The organism is Saccharopolyspora sp. NPDC045941 (assembly GCF_056431445.1).
In genome coordinates, this window is record NZ_JBWKKU010000053.1 from 51301 (window position 1) to 68340 (window position 17040).

At 69.2% G+C, this 17040-nt stretch carries 11 protein-coding genes; 6 read left to right on the forward strand and 5 right to left on the reverse strand.

The genetic code is table 11. From position 1 onward, the window contains the following. Positions 1-14: 14 nt before the first annotated feature. Positions 15-383: a DUF1801 domain-containing protein gene (locus AC07FN_RS33290; RefSeq protein ID WP_478399180.1), complete on the reverse strand. Its 369-nt coding sequence runs from the start codon at positions 381-383 to the stop codon at positions 15-17. Positions 384-527: 144 nt separating this feature from the next. On the opposite strand from AC07FN_RS33290, the gene AC07FN_RS33295 reads away from it, so the two are divergent. Both AC07FN_RS33295 and AC07FN_RS33300 read left to right on the forward strand, forming a co-directional pair. Beyond that, positions 528-857 (forward strand): YciI family protein, encoded by a 330-nt coding sequence (locus AC07FN_RS33295; RefSeq protein WP_478399181.1) that lies wholly within the window; start codon positions 528-530, stop codon positions 855-857. Beyond that, positions 854-2839, forward strand: a complete 1986-nt coding sequence (locus tag AC07FN_RS33300) for a sigma-70 family RNA polymerase sigma factor (protein WP_478399182.1) — start codon at positions 854-856, stop codon at positions 2837-2839. The genes AC07FN_RS33295 and AC07FN_RS33300 overlap by 4 nt, the downstream gene beginning before the upstream one ends. A gap of 282 nt (positions 2840-3121) precedes the next feature. On the opposite strand, the gene AC07FN_RS33305 is transcribed toward AC07FN_RS33300, so the two are convergent. Next, entirely contained in the window at positions 3122-6259 is a 3138-nt protein-coding gene (locus AC07FN_RS33305) for a CHAT domain-containing protein (RefSeq protein ID WP_478399183.1), read from the reverse strand. A 1056-nt stretch (positions 6260-7315) separates the two neighbouring features. Here AC07FN_RS33305 and rpoB point away from each other — a divergent pair. Both rpoB and AC07FN_RS33315 read left to right on the forward strand, forming a co-directional pair. Then, on the forward strand, positions 7316-10810 hold the full coding sequence (gene rpoB, locus AC07FN_RS33310) for a DNA-directed RNA polymerase subunit beta (protein ID WP_478399184.1): 3495 nt from the start codon (positions 7316-7318) through the stop codon (positions 10808-10810). A gap of 111 nt (positions 10811-10921) precedes the next feature. Next, entirely contained in the window at positions 10922-14833 is a 3912-nt protein-coding gene (locus tag AC07FN_RS33315) for a DNA-directed RNA polymerase subunit beta' (RefSeq protein WP_478399185.1), read from the forward strand. Between the two features lie 118 nt (positions 14834-14951). Here the strand turns inward: AC07FN_RS33315 and AC07FN_RS33320 are convergent, their stop codons facing one another. Genes AC07FN_RS33320 through AC07FN_RS33330 form a run of 3 tightly spaced genes read right to left on the reverse strand, consistent with a single transcriptional unit; the run spans position 14952 to position 15709 of the window. Further along, a complete protein-coding gene (locus tag AC07FN_RS33320; RefSeq protein WP_478399186.1) occupies positions 14952-15152 on the reverse strand; it encodes a DUF397 domain-containing protein in 201 nt (66 codons plus the stop codon). Between the two features lie 24 nt (positions 15153-15176). Continuing rightward, entirely contained in the window at positions 15177-15527 is a 351-nt protein-coding gene (locus tag AC07FN_RS33325; RefSeq protein WP_478399187.1) for a DUF5753 domain-containing protein, read from the reverse strand. After that, complete coding sequence (locus AC07FN_RS33330; protein ID WP_478399188.1) at positions 15524-15709, reverse strand: hypothetical protein; 186 nt, start codon at positions 15707-15709, stop codon at positions 15524-15526. The genes AC07FN_RS33325 and AC07FN_RS33330 overlap by 4 nt, the downstream gene beginning before the upstream one ends. A 101-nt stretch (positions 15710-15810) precedes the next feature. Between AC07FN_RS33330 and AC07FN_RS33335 the strand changes: the two genes are divergently transcribed. Together AC07FN_RS33335 and AC07FN_RS33340 are read left to right on the forward strand one after the other, a co-directional pair. Further along, positions 15811-16026: a hypothetical protein gene (locus AC07FN_RS33335; RefSeq protein WP_478399189.1), complete on the forward strand. Its 216-nt coding sequence runs from the start codon at positions 15811-15813 to the stop codon at positions 16024-16026. A gap of 182 nt (positions 16027-16208) precedes the next feature. Continuing rightward, positions 16209-16907 (forward strand): hypothetical protein, encoded by a 699-nt coding sequence (locus AC07FN_RS33340; RefSeq protein ID WP_478399190.1) that lies wholly within the window; start codon positions 16209-16211, stop codon positions 16905-16907. Positions 16908-17040 lie beyond the last annotated feature (133 nt).

A 17040-nucleotide genomic window follows, 5' to 3' on the forward strand; every position in this document is an offset into this window, starting at 1 on the left:
CCTCGTAGTTCAGGTCAGTCGGCTGCGGTTTCCAGGTCGTGGGTCGCGCGCAGCCAGTCGGTGAACAGCTCGGCGTCGATGTCGGCCGGGGTGCGGAGCTTCACGCTGGCCATCGCCCGTGAGCCGGGCGCGAGGCGGCCGGAGGCGTCGGAGATCTCCTGGCCGCGCCAGAAGCCGAAGGACAAGTGGGCGGAGTACGCCTTGATGAAGCAGACCGGCGACTTGCCGGGCGCCGGGCCGAGGCTCCACACCGGGTGGCCGTGCCAGACCGCTCCCGCGCCGGGCAGCGCCTCGTCGATGAGCGGGAGCAGCTCGTCGGCGATCGCGCGCTGGGCCTCGGGGAGCGAGGCGGTGTACTCCTGCACGGTGGCGAACTTGGTCATGGCTTCGTCCTTCCTGTTGCGGTGCTCGGGTTCTCGCCACCACGTCGAACCGGCGATGCGACAGGGAATGCGCCCGTTCCCCGTCGCATAAGCTCGTCCGACGCTGATGCGGAAGGCAGCTCAGCGAAGGAAGGGGACAGCGCCGTGCGCTACCTGATGATGACCAAGGCTTCCGACTCCGATGCCGCTCCCGACGACAGCCTGTACGTCGAGATGGGCAAGTTCGTCGAGGAGCTGACCGCGGCCGGGATCCTGCTGGCCACCGGCGGCCTCGAACCCGGCGGTGTCCGGGTGACCTCCGCGGACGGCGAGATCACCGTGACGGACGGACCGTTCGCCGAGGCGAAGGAGTCGGTGGCGGGCTTCGCGCTGGTCGAGGTGCGGTCCAAGGAGGAAGCGATCGAGCTGGCCCGCCGGTTCCGCAAGATCGTCGGTGACGGCGAGAGCGTGGTCCAGCAGGTCTTCGGCCCGTGACGCCCGGCCCGCGCCGCCCCGACCGGGGCGGCGCACCCGCCGTGCGGCGCACCGTCGACGCGATCTGGAAGCTCGAATCGGCCCGGATCATCGCCGGGCTCACGCGGCTGGTGCACGACGTCGGCCTGGCCGAGGAACTGGCCCAGGACGCGCTCGTGGCCGCGCTGGAGCAATGGCCCGCGGGCATCCCGGACAACCCGGGCGCCTGGCTGATGGCGATCGCCAAGCGCCGCGCCATCGACCACATCCGGCGGTCCCGCCGCCTGGAGGAGAAGCACGAGCAGCTGGCGCGCGAGCGGGAACAGCAGCAGGACCTCGAACAGGACGACGTGCTGCGGCTGATGTTCATCTCCTGCCACCCGGTGCTGCCGATGCGGGAGCGGGTCGCGCTGACGCTCCGGCTGCTCGGTGGCCTGACGGCCGCGGAGATCGCCCGGGCGTTCCTCGTCAGCGAGCCGCAGATCGCCCGGCGGATCGCCGCGGCGAAGCGGACCCTGGCCCAGGAGCAGGTGCCGTTCGACCTCCCGGACGGCCCGGAGCTGGCCGATCGCATCTCGTCGGTGCTCGGCGTCGTCTACCTGATCTTCAACGAGGGGTACTCGGCGACCGCCGGCGACGACCTGCTGCGCCCCGGGCTCTGCCAGGAGGCCCTGCGGCTGGGGCGGTTGCTCGCCGAGCTGGCGCCGCACGAGGCCGAGGTGCACGGGCTGGTCGCGCTGATGGAGATCCAGGAGTCGCGATCGGCCGCGCGCACCGGCCCGTCGGGGGAGCCCGTCCAGCTGCACGAGCAGAACCGGGGGCGCTGGGATCAGCTGCTCATCCGCCGGGGCTTCGCCGCGCTGCTGCGAGCGAGGGAGATCGGCGGCACCCCCGGCCCGTACGTGCTGCAGGCCGCGATCGCCGTGTGCCACGCGCGGGCGCGGACCGCCGAGGACACCGACTGGGCGCAGATCGCGGCGCTCTACGAAGCGTTGTCCCGGCTGTTGCCGACGCCGATCGTGCAGCTCAACAAGGCTGTGGCGGTCGGCATGGCGCGCGGGCCGGAGGCCGGGCTCGCGCTGGTCGATTCGTTGGGCGCCGACCCGGTTCTGCAGAACTACCACCTGCTGCCCAGCGTCCGGGGCGACCTCCTGGCGCGGCTCGGGCGCGGCGGAGAGGCGAAGTTCGAGTTCGAGCGGGCCGCGGCGCTCACCCGGAACAGCGCGGAACGCGCTTTCCTGCTCCGCCGGGCGGAAGAGCTCGCCGGCAGTGGCGATTCCGGCCCGACGCTCGTGGCGGCGGTCGAGGAATTCTTGGCGCGCGACGAGCTGAACGCCGCGACGACCCGCTCCTACGGGCAGACCCTGCGACGGCTCCGCCTGGCCGTGGGGGATCGGTTACCGCTGGCCGACCTGACCGCCGAGCAGGTGGCGAGGGTGTTCGGGACGGCATGGGGCTCGGCGGCGCCGAAGACCTGGAACCGGCACCGCGCGGCGATCCGGTCGTTCGGCGCCTGGGCGGGCCTGGGCGATCTGGCGGCGGACCTGGACCGCCGCGCCGAAACCCGCTCCCCGGCGCTGCCGATCGATCCCGCGCAGCTCGACGAGATCTGGAACCGCCCCGGGATCCCGCTGCGGGAACGCACCTTGTGGCGGCTGCTGTACGAATCCGGGGCCGCGGTGACGGCGGTCCTGTCCCTGAACGTCGAGGACCTGGACCTGGACGACCGCCGCGCCCGGGGGGCCGGCGCCTGGGTGAGCTGGCGATCCGGCACGGCCGCGCTGCTCCCGGAGCTGGTGGCGGGCCGCACCCGGGGCCCGCTGTTCCGGACCGATCGCAGGCCCGGGCCGTCCCGGAAGCCCCGGGACGGCGACCTGTGCCCGGAGACGGGCCGCAGCCGCCTGTCCTACGAACGAGCCGAGTACCTGTTCAAGCGAGCCACCGCGGCCCTGGACCCGGCCGGCGACGGCTACACCCTCCGACGGCTGAAACCCCGTCCCTGAAAGCGAAATCCACCCGCCGTCCCGAATCCCGATTTCACCCAAGGGGCCGTTTCAGAATGGTGCACGGGCACGTGCAGGAGTGGCTGCCTGGAATGCGGACGCCGATTTCGCGCGAAATCACCGTTCCACGTGAGGGGCTGGTGGCGATTTCGCGCGAAATCGCCACCATGTCCGGGAATCGGGCCTTCGAGCGGAGCCGGGCGGCGCCATATGGGAACGACCGCTGAAAACTGGGACGTTCTCCATGCCTGCGGGAGCGCACCGGTTCTGCCCGGGATGGCGTTACGGTCCGATGTGGACGTGCGCAGCCCAGATGCAGTGCTCCTCGGGATAGCGGGCTCGGAGCTGGCGGGCCGCGTTGTGCAGGGCGTAGGACGAGCGGTCCGTGTCGAACTCCTCGCCGCCGAACACCGCGGCGTAGACGTCGGCGTGCACCTGCACCGCGCTCTCCGGGTCGATCTCCCACAGGGTGCCGATGACGTGCGTGAACCCTGCGAAGCCCAGTGCTCCGGGCAGGGACACCGCCGCTGCGCACGGCGGATCCGCCGCCGTCGCGCACTGGCCGAGGTAGCCGAACTCCGCTTCCTCCAACGGCGCCTGGCCCAGTTCGACCACGCCCAGCGGCCGGTGCGGCGATTCGCGGTCCAGCAGCAGCGCCGCCGCCGGCTGCCCCGGGAACTGCGAACTCGGCTCGCACACGTGCAACCACGGGTGTTCCGGCAGCAGCTGCAGCATCTCGGCCGCGCTGGTGCTCTCCACCGACGCGATCTCCGCCGACGGCCAGTGCTGCGCCAGGACCTGGTTCTGCGGCGGGAGTTCCCGCCCGACCTGCTCGGCCGATCCGGCCGCCACCAGGGCCCGGCCGCCCGTCGGCACCGGCCGCTGCGTCGCCCGGAGCAGGCAGCCCAGCGTCGGGGTGTACGACGACACCACCCGGTCCAATGTGGACTCGCCGGTCCGCGAGGTCGCCGCGTGCACCGGGAGGAACGCCATCGCGCCGAGGGCGCTCCACCACATCCTCGGCCACCGGGCGCCGGGCTCCGGCGTGCGCAGGTAACCCATCCGTTCCATGACCGGGCGCGCGATCCGGTCCCAGGTCCAGTCGAGGGCCTCGGACAGCGCCTCGTGGTCGTCCTGCTGCGCGGCGGCCAGCAGCTCGCTCGCCCGGTCGGCCGCGGTCTCCGGCGCGGCGTTCGGCAGCGGCACGGTCAGCACTCGCCCGGCGATGAGCACCAGCGCATCCGACCGGTAGCGGCTGAGGTTGACCAGCGCCGCGCAGCCGTCCGGCACCGCGGCCGACAGCTTCTCGATCGGCGTGCGCAGCAGATGGCCCGGCTGCACCTCGCGGATCTCCGCGAGCAGCTCGTCCCAGGTGTGCGCCAGCCGCATCCGGTCGTCGGACCCGATGAGCACCGGCTCGTCCACCGGCCGGTCCAGCAGCCGCCGCACCCGGACCGCCTCGTCCGCGAGGTCCGGGTGGGTGCGGTGCAGCGCGCCGAGCTCTCCACCGGTCGGCAGGAAGTCCGCCAGGACCGCGTTCTGCCCGTGTTCCAGCAGCTCCACGGCCCGCTCGGGCGCGCCGCTCTCCAACGCGCACGCCGCGGCATCGGCTGCGATCGACGCCCACCGCTGCTGCGCGGCAGGCGACGCGACGACCCGCTTGCCTCGCGTGACCAGCGGCAGCAGGTCGACCGCGACCTCGTACGACTCCAGCGCCTCCGTCCACCGGTGCGCCTGCGCGCAGATCTGACCGGACAGGCTCGCCGCCCGGATCCGCTGGTCGGTGGGGGCGTTGGGCTGCTCGGCGGCCTCCATGAGGACTTTGCGCGCCCACCGGTAGTACCGCCGCCGCCCGCTGCGCTGGTAGAGCGTGCGCAGGGCGCGACCGAGGTGGACGGCGATGCCCGCGCGGTTCGGCGCGGTCGCCGGCATCGCGATGAGCGCCTGGTCCAGCAGCTCGACGGCGGCCTCGATGTCCCGCGTCTTGGCGGTCAACCGGAACCGGTGCGCCGAGACGATGCCGAGCTGCGCCCACGCCGCGGGCTGCGACGCGGCGTCGAGCTTCGCGGCTTCGCGCGCGATCTCGGCCGCACGGTCCAGGTCGGTGGCCTCCCCGTGGTGCTCGAAGCGGCCGATCAACGTGGTGACCAGCGAGTGCAGCATCGCGCCGCGGTCCGCCGCGCTCGCCGCCTCCACCGCGGCCTCGCCCGCGGTGACCGCGGTGTCCAGCACCTTGGCCTCCCCGCCGTGCAGGAAGTGCCTGCGCAGCAAGGTCGCGTAACCGGCGAGGGCGACGGACCGGCTCTGGTCGTCGGCGGACATCGCGCGCACCGCGGGCGCGATCGGTCGCAGCACGCGGCGCAGCTGGCTCGCCTCGCCGGTGGCGTCGACGTGCTCGACGGTCGCCGCGGCGAGGTGCCAGATCGCCGTGCCCAGCAAGGGATTTCCGCTTTCCAGCATCCCGAGCACGCCGATCAGCTCGCTGATCGCGGAGTTCAGGTCGGTCAGATCGCCGTTGCGCTGGAACCGCAGCCGCAGCGCCTTGGCCAGGTGGCACAGCGCGGCCCGCCGCGGTTCGCCGTCGGCGAGGGCGCCGGCGCCGGACCCGAGGTGCTTGATGCCCTCGTCGAGGTCCTCGGGCGAGCCGCCGCGCTCGAACCGGCGCAGCAGCGCAGCGCCGAGGTTGATCAGCAGCTCGGAGGTGGCCGGGTCGTTCGCCGGCGAGATCCGGGCGGCCTCCCGGAACACGTCGATCGACTCGTCGTCGGACTGCGGCGCGTCGGCCAGCCGGGCGTGCAGCAGCAACGCGTTGGCCAGCCGGATCAGCGCCATCGCGCGGCGCTGGTCGCGGCGCGGCGTCTGCTCGACGGTCTCCCGCGCGACCTGCACGCTCTCCGCCGCCGATGAGGCGCTGTCGGTCTTGCTCGCGAGATCGGTGAGCGCCAGCGCGAGGTTGCACTGGTAGAGGACGCGGTCCTGGTCGCTGCTGTGCGCCGAGTCCCGCGCCGACCGGTAGTAGGAGATCGCGTCTTCCAGGTCGGCCAGCGCGCCGCTGCGCACGTGCGTCAGCTGCGCGGCGCTGCCCAGGTTGTTGAGCACGCCCGCGCGCGCGGGGTCGTTCTCGTGCAGCACTCCGGCGGTGGCCCGGAACACCTCGGTCACCCAGGGCAGCTGTTCGAAGTCCAGGGTGGTGACGATCTTGTTCATCGCCGCGATGGCGTCGGCGTAGCGCTGCTCGGCGCTGCGCCGGGCTTCGGGGGCCGTCGCCTCGGGAGGTTGCGGGGCCTGCCGGGGTGGGGGCGTGGCGTCCTCCGGCTCGGCGGCGAACCAGCTCGAGCTGGAACCGCTGCGATCCGGCCCGCCTGTCCAACGCTGCAGCCCGCTGAACCGTTCGCTCGCGCGGCTTGCATCGTCTGTCATCGGTCGGTTCTCCTGTGGCCTGCTCACCCGGGGCACCTGGAACAGGTGGGGCGTATCACGCTACCGGCGGACGCCAGCGTCGAATAGCCCGCGTGCATCACCTGAGATCGTGCTGCCGGGCAGTTGTGCCCGAAGGCGCCATTCGTTAAGCGCTCGTGATCGAAAGTACCGGTTCGCGAGCGGGAAATGTCATTACTGCGACCATTGCTACTCACCGCCGGCACGCGCCGGCGGCGACTCCGAGGTCGGGCGGCGGCGGTCGTCGGGTTCGGGTGATCGCGTCGGCCGGATCTTTCCCGCCGTGCCGGGCCGTGCGCGGTCCGTGCTCGCCCCATTTTCGTCCACACAGGACGAATTCGGTTGATCGCCCGATCCCGCGCCGTGCGCGCATCGCGACGTTGCGTGCTCGGTGGCACTCCGCGCCTCCTCGGGTGGGATCGGGAATTCGAAGATCGAATTCCTTTGGGAATGGAAATGACTGCAGGTGTCGATGTGAGCACGCGGGGTGAATGTGGCGGGGCGGGTTCGCGGGAATGGCTCCGTTCGGCCGAGTCGTCCCAGGAATAGGGAACGCGATCCCGGATGTTGAGGTGCTCGTCACTCGTGGGGCGATCGCCGGCGGAACTGTCAAGGGCCGTTCGGAGGGGTGTCGGCAGTGTCGCCAGGGGCCCCTGCGGTTGCCTGGAGGTAGCGCTCTGACCAGGCAAGACGACGCTTCAGAAGGTCGCGAGCGGTGATCGTGTTTTGCGCCACGAGGGTGATCGAAGCGTGATCTCTTGACTGCGGGCTCGCTCGGGTTCACTCTGGTGCTCAACGCGGGGCTGGGCCGCCATCGGTGGGCCCCCTCGACAGCTGGCGTAGTTCCGGCTAGACTGCTACTTTGCGCTGCCCTCTTTCCGTCTGTCCTGCACCGGACCGTAGGATCGTGGGCGCCATTGCACCCTTGACAGCTGTGTTAGCGAACTGTGCCAGCGGGTACGGACCCCCGTCGGTCACTTCGCCGGGCACTTTCGCTGATGCGGCTGTAGCCAGTTCAGAGTCCCGGAAGGACGCATCTTGGCAGTCTCCCGCGCGACCAAGGTCTCTGCAGCTTCCAACTACACGTCGGGGATCCCTGGGGCACCCAAGCGGGTCTCGTTCGCGAACATTCGCGAACCGTTGAACGTGCCGAACCTGCTCGACCTGCAGATCCAGTCCTTCGAATGGCTTGTCGGTAACGAGGCCTGGTTCCAGCGCCGGGTCGACGCCGGCGAGGAGAATCCGGTTGGCGGTCTTGAGGAGGTCCTCAGCGAGATCTCCCCGATCGAGGACTTCTCCGGATCGATGTCGCTGTCCTTCTCCGACCCACGCTTCGACGAGGTCAAGGCCTCCGTCGAGGAGTGCAAGGACAAGGACATGACGTACGCGGCCCCGCTGTTCGTCACCGCGGAGTTCACCAACCACACCACTGGCGAGATCAAGAGCCAGACGGTGTTCATGGGTGACTTCCCGATGATGTCGAACAAGGGCACCTTCATCATCAACGGCACCGAGCGGGTGGTCGTCACCCAGCTGGTCCGTTCCCCCGGTGTCTACTTCGACACGGCGGTCGACAAGACCACCGACAAGGACGTCTTCAGCGTCAAGGTCATCCCCAGCCGCGGTGCGTGGCTGGAGTTCGACGTCGACAAGCGCGACACCGTCGGCGTCCGCATCGACCGCAAGCGCCGGCAGCCGGTCACCGTGCTGCTGAAGGCGCTGGGCTGGACGGCCGAGGCGATCCGCGAGCGGTTCGGCTTCTCCGAGACGTTGATGACGACCCTGGAGAAGGACCACACCGCCGGCACGGACGAAGCTCTGCTGGACATCTACCGCAAGCTGCGGCCGGGCGAACCGCCGACCAAGGAGAGCGCGCAGACGCTCCTGGAGAACCTGTTCTTCAAGGAGAAGCGCTACGACCTCGGTCGGGTCGGCCGCTACAAGGTCAACAAGAAGCTCGGCCTGGGCCACCCGTACCAGGCCGGCGTGCTGACCGAGGAAGACATCGTCACCACGATCGAGTACCTGGTCCGGCTGCACGCCGCCGAGACCGACATGCCCGCTCGCGGTGAGGGCGAAGGCGCGACCGTGCCCGTCGAGGTCGACGACATCGACCACTTCGGCAACCGCCGCCTGCGCACGGTGGGCGAGCTGATCCAGAACCAGGTCCGGGTCGGCCTGTCCCGCATGGAGCGCGTCGTCCGGGAGCGGATGACCACCCAGGACGTCGAGGCGATCACCCCGCAGACTCTGATCAACATCCGCCCGATCACGGCGGCGATCCGGGAGTTCTTCGGCACCTCGCAGCTCTCGCAGTTCATGGACCAGACCAACCCGCTCGCGGGCCTGACGCACAAGCGGCGTCTGAACGCGCTCGGCCCGGGTGGTCTGTCCCGGGAGCGCGCGGGCATGGAGGTCCGCGACGTGCACCCGTCGCACTACGGCCGCATGTGTCCGATCGAGACGCCGGAAGGCCCGAACATCGGTCTGATCGGCTCGCTCGCGACGTTCGCGCGGGTCAACCCGTTCGGCTTCATCGAGACGCCGTACCGCAAGGTCGTCGACGGCCGGGTCACCGACCAGATCGACTACCTGACCGCCGACGAAGAGGACCGCTACGTCAAGGCGCAGGCCAACGCGCCGATCGACGACGACGGCAACTTCATCGACGAGCGCGTGCTGGGTCGACGCAAGGGCGGCGAGGTCGAGCTGCTCGCGCCGACCGAGATCGACTACATGGACGTCTCGCCGCGGCAGATGGTCTCCGCCGCGACCGCGATGATCCCGTTCCTCGAGCACGACGACGCCAACCGCGCCCTGATGGGTGCGAACATGCAGCGCCAGGCGGTGCCGCTGCTGCGCAGCGAGTCGCCGCTGGTCGGCACGGGCATGGAGCTGCGCGCCGCGGTCGACGCCGGTGACGTGATCACCGCCGACAAGGCCGGTGTGGTCGAGGAGCTGTGCGCCGACTACGTGACGGTGATGGCCGACGACGGCACCCGCCGCTCGTACCGGATGCAGAAGTTCTCCCGGTCCAACCACGGCACCTGCATCAACCAGAAGCCGATCGTCAACGAGGGCGACCGGGTCGAGGCCGGGCAGGTCATCGCGGACGGGCCGTGCACCCAGAACGGCGAGATGGCGCTGGGCAAGAACCTGCTCGTCGCGATCATGCCGTGGGAAGGCCACAACTACGAAGACGCGATCATCCTGTCCCAGCGCCTGGTGCAGGACGACGTGCTCACCTCGATCCACATCGAGGAGCACGAGGTCGACGCCCGCGACACCAAGCTCGGTGCCGAGGAGATCACCCGGGACATCCCGAACGTCTCCGACGACGTGCTGGCCGACCTCGACGAGCGCGGCATCATCCGCATCGGTGCCGAGGTGCAGGGCGGCGACATCCTGGTCGGCAAGGTCACGCCGAAGGGCGAGACCGAGCTGACCCCGGAGGAGCGGCTGCTGCGCGCAATCTTCGGCGAGAAGGCCCGCGAGGTCCGCGACACTTCGCTGAAGGTGCCGCACGGCGAGACCGGCAAGGTCATCGGCGTCCGCGTGTTCAACCGCGAGGACGACGACGAGCTGCCCCCGGGCGTCAACCAGCTGGTGCGGGTCTACGTCGCGCAGAAGCGCAAGATCCAGGACGGCGACAAGCTCGCCGGCCGCCACGGCAACAAGGGTGTCATCGGCAAGATCCTGCCGGCCGAGGACATGCCGTTCCTCTCCGACGGCACCCCGGTGGACATCATCCTGAACACCCACGGTGTGCCGCGACGGATGAACATCGGCCAGGTGCTGGAGACGCACCTCGGCTGGATCGCCTCCCAGGGCTGGACGATCGACGGCGACTCCGAGTGGGCCCAGCGCCTGCCGGAGGACCTCTACGACGTCGAGCCTGGCACCAACACCGCCAGCCCCGTCTTCGACGGTGCGCGGGAAGAGGAGATCACCGGCCTGCTGGCCTCCACCAAGCCGAACCGCGACGGTGAGCGCATGGTGGGCGGCGACGGCAAGGCGCAGCTGTTCGACGGCCGCAGCGGGGAGCCGTACCCGTACCCGATCGCCGTCGGGTACATGTACATCCTCAAGCTGTCGCACCTGGTGGACGACAAGATCCACGCCCGGTCGACCGGCCCGTACTCGATGATCACCCAGCAGCCGCTGGGCGGTAAGGCGCAGTTCGGTGGTCAGCGCTTCGGTGAGATGGAGTGCTGGGCCATGCAGGCCTACGGCGCCGCGTACACGCTGCAGGAGCTGTTGACGATCAAGTCCGACGACGTGGTCGGCCGCGTCAAGGTCTACGAGGCGATCGTCAAGGGCGAGAACATCCCCGAGCCGGGCATCCCGGAGTCCTTCAAGGTGTTGCTGAAGGAGCTCCAGTCGCTGTGCCTGAACGTCGAGGTGCTCTCCAGCGACGGTGCGGCCATCGAGATGCGCGACAGCGAGGACGAGGACCTGGAGCGTGCCGCGGCCAACCTCGGCATCAACCTGTCCCGCAACGAGTCGGCCTCGGTCGACGACCTCGCGCACTGAACCTCGCCGCCGGTCCGCGGGAGCTGATCTCGCGGACCGGCGTCCGACCCAACCTGGCACCGCTGCCGGTGTTACCCGGCAGAACCTTTCGATCAAGGGAGAAGACCCGACGTGCTTGACGTCAACTTCTTCGATGAACTCCGCATCGGCCTCGCCACGGCCGACGACATCCGCCAGTGGTCCTTCGGCGAGGTCAAGAAGCCCGAGACCATCAACTACCGCACCCTGAAGCCGGAGAAGGACGGGCTCTTCTGCGAGAAGATCTTCGGCCCGACCCGGGACTGGGAGTGCTACTGCGGTAAGTACAAGCGGGTCCGGTTCAAGGGCATCATCTGCGAGCGCTGCGGCGTCGAGGTCACCCGCGCCAAGGTTCGCCGCGAGCGGATGGGCCACATCGAGCTGGCCGCCGCCGTCACGCACATCTGGTACTTCAAGGGCGTCCCGTCCCGGCTGGGCTACCTGCTCGACCTGGCCCCCAAGGACCTCGAGAAGATCATCTACTTCGCCGCGTACGTGATCACCTCGGTGAACACCGAGATGCGGCACAACGACCTGTCGACGCTGGAGAGCGAGATCAGCGTCGAGCGCAAGCGCGTCGCCGACCAGCGCGACTCCGACCTGGAGGCCCGGGCCCAGAAGCTCGAGGCCGACCTGGCCGCGCTCGAGGCCGAGGGCGCCAAGAGCGACCAGCGCCGCAAGGTCAAGGAAGGCGCCGAGCGCGAGATGAAGCAGCTGCGCGACCGTGCGCAGCGCGAGATCGACAAGCTCGACGAGATCTGGGAGACCTTCACCAAGCTGGAGCCCCGCCAGCTGATCGCCGACGAGATCCTGTACCGCGAGCTCTACGACCGGTACGGCGAGTACTTCACCGGCGGCATGGGCGCCGAGGCGATCCAGTCGCTGCTGGGGACCTTCGACATCGGCGCCGAGGCCGAGCTGCTGCGCGAGACCATCCGCAGCGGCAAGGGCCAGAAGAAGCTCCGCGCCCTCAAGCGACTCAAGGTCGTGGCGGCGTTCCAGGCCACCGGCAACGACCCGAGCGGCATGGTGCTCAACTGCGTGCCGGTCATCCCGCCGGACCTGCGTCCGATGGTGCAGCTGGACGGTGGCCGCTTCGCGACCTCCGACCTCAACGACCTGTACCGCCGGGTGATCAACCGCAACAACCGCCTCAAGCGACTGATCGACCTCGGGGCTCCCGAGATCATCGTCAACAACGAGAAGCGGATGCTGCAGGAGTCCGTGGACGCGCTGTTCGACAACGGCCGTCGCGGGCGTCCGGTCACCGGCCCGGGCAACCGGCCGCTGAAGTCGCTGTCCGACCTGCTCAAGGGCAAGCAGGGCCGGTTCCGCCAGAACCTGCTCGGCAAGCGCGTCGACTACTCGGGCCGTTCGGTCATCGTGGTCGGCCCGCAGCTGAAGCTGCACCAGTGCGGTCTGCCGAAGGAAATGGCGGTCGAGCTGTTCAAGCCGTTCGTCATGAAGCGGCTGGTCGACCTCAACCACGCGCAGAACATCAAGTCCGCGAAGCGGATGGTGGAGCGCCAGCGCCCGCAGGTGTGGGACGTGCTGGAAGAGGTCATCGCCGAACACCCGGTGCTGCTCAACCGTGCTCCCACGCTGCACCGCCTCGGCATCCAGGCCTTCGAGCCGCAGCTGGTGGAAGGCAAGGCCATCCAGCTGCACCCGCTGGTCTGCGAGGCGTTCAACGCGGACTTCGACGGTGACCAGATGGCGGTGCACCTGCCGCTGTCGGCCGAGGCCCAGGCCGAGGCCCGGATCCTGATGCTGTCCAGCAACAACATCCTGTCGCCGGCCTCCGGCCGGCCGCTGGCGATGCCGCGTCTGGACATGGTCACCGGCCTGTACCACCTGACCCGTCAGGTGGACGGCGCCAAGGGCGAGGGCCTGGCGTTCTCCTCGGTCGGCGAGGCCATCATGGCCTTCGACCGCGGCGCGCTGGACCTGCAGGCCAAGATCAAGATCCGGCTGCGCGACGTGGTGCCGAACAAGGCGCAGCTGCCGGAGGGCTGGGAGCCCGGTCAGCCGTGGCTGGCCGAGACCACCCTCGGCCGCGTGTGGTTCAACGAGCTGCTGCCCGAGGACTACCCGTTCGTCGACGACCTGCTGCCGAAGAAGAAGCAGGCCGCGATCGTCAACGACCTGGCCGAGCGGTACCCGATGGTCACCGTGGCGCAGACCCTGGACAAGCTCAAGGACGCCGGCTTCCACTGGGCGACCCGTTCGGGCGTGACCGTGTCGATCACCGACGTGGTCGTGCCGCCGAACAAGACCGAGATCCTGGACTCCTACGAGGCCAAGGCCGACCAGGTCGAGAAGCGGTACCGCCGCGGTGCGCTGTCCTACCAGGAGCGCAACGCCGAGCTGGTCAAGGTCTGGACGGCCGCCAAGGACGAGGTCGCCGAGGCCATGGAGGCGAACTTCCCCGAGGACAACTCGATCAGCGTGATCGTGAAGTCCGGGGCCGCCGGTAACATGACCCAGGTCGTCCAGCTGGCCGGTATGCGTGGTCTGGTGTCGAACCCGAAGGGTGAGTACATCCCGCGCCCGATCAAGGCGAACTTCCGCGAGGGCCTGTCGGTGCTGGAGTACTTCATCTCCAACCACGGTGCCCGAAAGGGTCTGGCCGACACGGCGCTGCGTACCGCCGACTCGGGTTACCTGACCCGTCGTCTGGTGGACGTCTCGCAGGACGTCATCGTCCGCGAGACCGACTGCAGCACCGAGCGCGGCATCCGGATGCCGATCGCGGAGCTGCTGCCGGACGGCACGCTGCTGCGCGACGCGCACGTGGAGACCAGCATCTACGCCCGCACCACGGCCGAGGACGTCACCGACGCCGACGGCAACATCGTGCTGGCCCGCGGTTCGGACCTGGGTGACCCGGCGATCGAGAAGCTGCTCGCCGCCAAGATCACCACGGTCAAGGTCCGCAGCGTGCTGACCTGCGAGTCCGGCGTCGGCGTCTGCGCGGTCTGCTACGGCCGCTCGATGGCCACCGGCAAGCTGGTGGACGTCGGCGAGGCCGTCGGCATCGTCGCCGCCCAGTCGATCGGTGAGCCGGGTACGCAGCTGACGATGCGTACCTTCCACCAGGGCGGTGTCGCCGGTGACGACATCACCACCGGTCTGCCGCGTGTCCAGGAGCTGTTCGAGGCCCGGGTCCCGAAGGGCAAGGCGCCGATCGCCGACACCTCCGGCCGGATCCGGATGGAGGACAACGACCGCTACTGGAAGATCACCATCATTCCGGACGACGGCGGCGAGGAGATCGTCTACGACAAGCTGTCCAAGCGGCAGCGGCTCGCGGCGATCTCGGTGGACGGCAGCGAGCGGCAGATCGCCGATGGCGACCACGTCGAGGTCGGCCAGCAGCTGCTGGAAGGTGCGGTCGACCCGCACGAGGTGCTGCGCGTGATGGGCCCGCGCGAGGCCCAGCTGCACCTGGTGCGCGAGGTGCAGGAGGTGTACCGGTCGCAGGGTGTGGGCATCCACGACAAGCACGTCGAGGTCATCGTCCGCCAGATGCTGCGCCGGGTCATCATCATCGACTCGGGTGCCACCGAGTTCCTGCCCGGTTCGCCGGTCGAGCGCTCGCAGTTCGAGTCGGAGAACCGTCGCGTCGTCGCCGAGGGCGGCGACCCGGCGTCCGGCCGTCCGGTGCTGATGGGTATCACCAAGGCGTCGCTGGCCACGGACTCGTGGCTGTCGGCGGCCTCCTTCCAGGAGACGACCCGCATCCTCACGAACGCCGCGATCGAAGGCGCGAGTGACAAGCTGGTCGGCCTGAAGGAGAACGTGATCATCGGTAAGTTGATCCCGGCCGGTACGGGCATCAACCGGTACCGCAACATCCAGGTGCAGCCGACGGAGGAGGCACGGGCCGCGGCGTACGCGATCCCGTCCTACGACGACAGCTACTACACCCCGGACGTGTTCGGCACCGGTACCGGTGCGGCGGTTCCGCTGGACGACTACGACTTCGGCCGCGACTACCGCTGAAGTAACTAGTTGACCAAAGGGCCCCTGTCCGACTCCTCCGGACAGGGGCCCTTCTCTGTGCTGATACGAACAAAGCCCCATCCCGGCACCGTCGGGGTGGGGCTTTGTCCGTCCGGTGTCAGGGGTCGAGCCGGCCTGACTTGACGGTGGTCAGGAACGTCTGGACCTGGGCCTTGGTGAACACCAGGGCGCCCTGGTCCGGGGCCTTCGAGTCACGGACGGCAGCGACGCCGGGCAGATTCTGGGCCAACTCGACGCACTGGCCCTGCTCGTGGCTGCGGCTCGACTTGCGCCACGCGGCACCAATGAGGTTCGACATTCCGAGCTTCTCCTTGCAGATGTCTCACAGGGACATCGCAAGGCTAGCCATGAACTCCACGGACTTTTCCGGTGCGAGCGCGACGTTCCGAAGTCGCGCGAACACCTCGCCGTAGTGCTCGATGTCGGCCGGTCGTTCCAGCCACACCGCCCCGCGCTGGTTCTCGAGGTACACGGCATCCATGTCGTCGAAGCCTTCTGGGAACCGGATCATCGAGAAGGAACTGTTGCCACCGGGGTACGCGCCGATGCTGAATGGCACGACTTGGACGGTGATGTTGGGGCGGGCGGCCGCTTTGACCAGGTATTGGAGCTGATCGCGCATCATCTCGGGGCCGCCGACCATCCGGCGCATCGCTGCCTCATCGTGGATCACGTGCGGTGGGTCGGGTGGTTCGCGCGGTTGACGCGTCCGTCTGGCGCCTCATTGCCGACGTCGAGGCTGAGAACGCCGAAGCTCGCGGCGCTGGACGGCGCCGTGCCAGTGACCGAGAACTTCCCGAAATACCAACGGAATTCCCGGAGGCCGACCCAGATCGACCCACCGGTCGCCACCACCTCCGCTCCGACCGCGGCCTTCTCTGCGGAGACCCTGAACTCCGCCTCATCGGCATCACCTGAGCTCGAAGGGCGGCTCGCCGGGATGGAGCCGTTCCGCCGTGATGCACGGCGCGGCGGTGACCGTGTGCGACGGCGCGGGGATCGGGCCGCTTCCCCGGCCGTACAACACCGACGCCGCGGTGATGAACGGACTGCTGGCAGTCGCGGAGGAGATCGCCCGCTGGATCCCGGCGGGCGCGTACCAGGACCCGCGGGCGGCAGAAGCCGATCGCCAGCACGTCCCGCTGGTACAACTCCAGGCCCCGTCGGCGTGATCTTTTCCGAGGTCAGCGGGGCTCGTCCCGCGCGAATCCCCTGATTGTCCGCGGTTGGCCAGTGGAGTCTCGGCAGATACGGTGTGCGGCGGTGATGGGAGGCGGGGATGAACCAACCTGGACAGCCGGGCGTCCCGGTTGCGGACTGGGCGCAGCGGCTCGGCTGGCGGATGGCCTGGAACGTGCCCGACAACGTGCTGGACCAGTTGCCCGGCGCGCCATTCCACAACTATCGGCGCAGGTCCGTGCCGCTGCTGATGGCGGGCCTGTACCAGGGGATGCCCGCGCTGGCGGTGCACATCCGCTTCAGCAAGAAGAATTCCAGCCCTGGCAGTTCCCACTACTCGTCGAGCGCGGGCATGTACATGAACGGCGCGTCGAAGACGAGCAAGCAGGTGGTGACCTGCGGAACGGTGATCCTCGAGTTGCCGTCACCGGTTCCGGAGCTGGTGGTGGAGGAGAAGCGGGACAAGCTCGGCGACATTGCGAGCTTGTTCGATTTCAACCGTTCCAAGAACGTCGTCCAGGGGAAGGGAATCGACGTCGGGCCGGCTTCGCTGAACATCTACCACGTTTCCGGTGCCTCGCCGGAGTACGCGCGCGCGGTGGTGACACCGGACCGGACGCGTTGGCTGTACAACGAGGGACGCGGTCCTGCTCCGAACACCACGCTGGGCAAGGTCCACTTCCGCCTGTCCGGGCGCAAGATCATCGTCTGGTGTGGTCGCAACTTCGAGGATCCCGTCGTGCTCGACAATCTCCTCGGAATCGCACAGGAGATCCAGCGCTGGATTCCGCCTGCCGCGTACCAGGATCCGGCAGCGGCCGAGGCCGACCGCCAGAGCATTCCGCTGCCGCAACTGCAGCTTCCCTTCGGCTGATCTATTCGAGGTGAAGGGCACCGTTGAGCAGCCGTGCTGCGTGAACTGGTCCCCGGAAGTTGGACTGAGAAATTCAGTTCTGGCTTCCGGGGAGCAGGTGTATGGCTGGGCCGAGTTCGTTGACCGCGGAGCA

Excerpts from the sequence above, each read along its gene's own strand:
- AC07FN_RS33290 (WP_478399180.1), bottom strand. The coding sequence starts at position 383 with ATGACCAAGTTCGCCACCGTGCAGGAGTACACCGCCTCGCTCCCCGAG.
- AC07FN_RS33305 (WP_478399183.1), bottom strand. The coding sequence starts at position 6,259 with ATGACAGACGATGCAAGCCGCGCGAGCGAACGGTTCAGCGGGCTGCAG.
- AC07FN_RS33320 (WP_478399186.1), bottom strand. The coding sequence starts at position 15,152 with ATGTCGAACCTCATTGGTGCCGCGTGGCGCAAGTCGAGCCGCAGCCAC.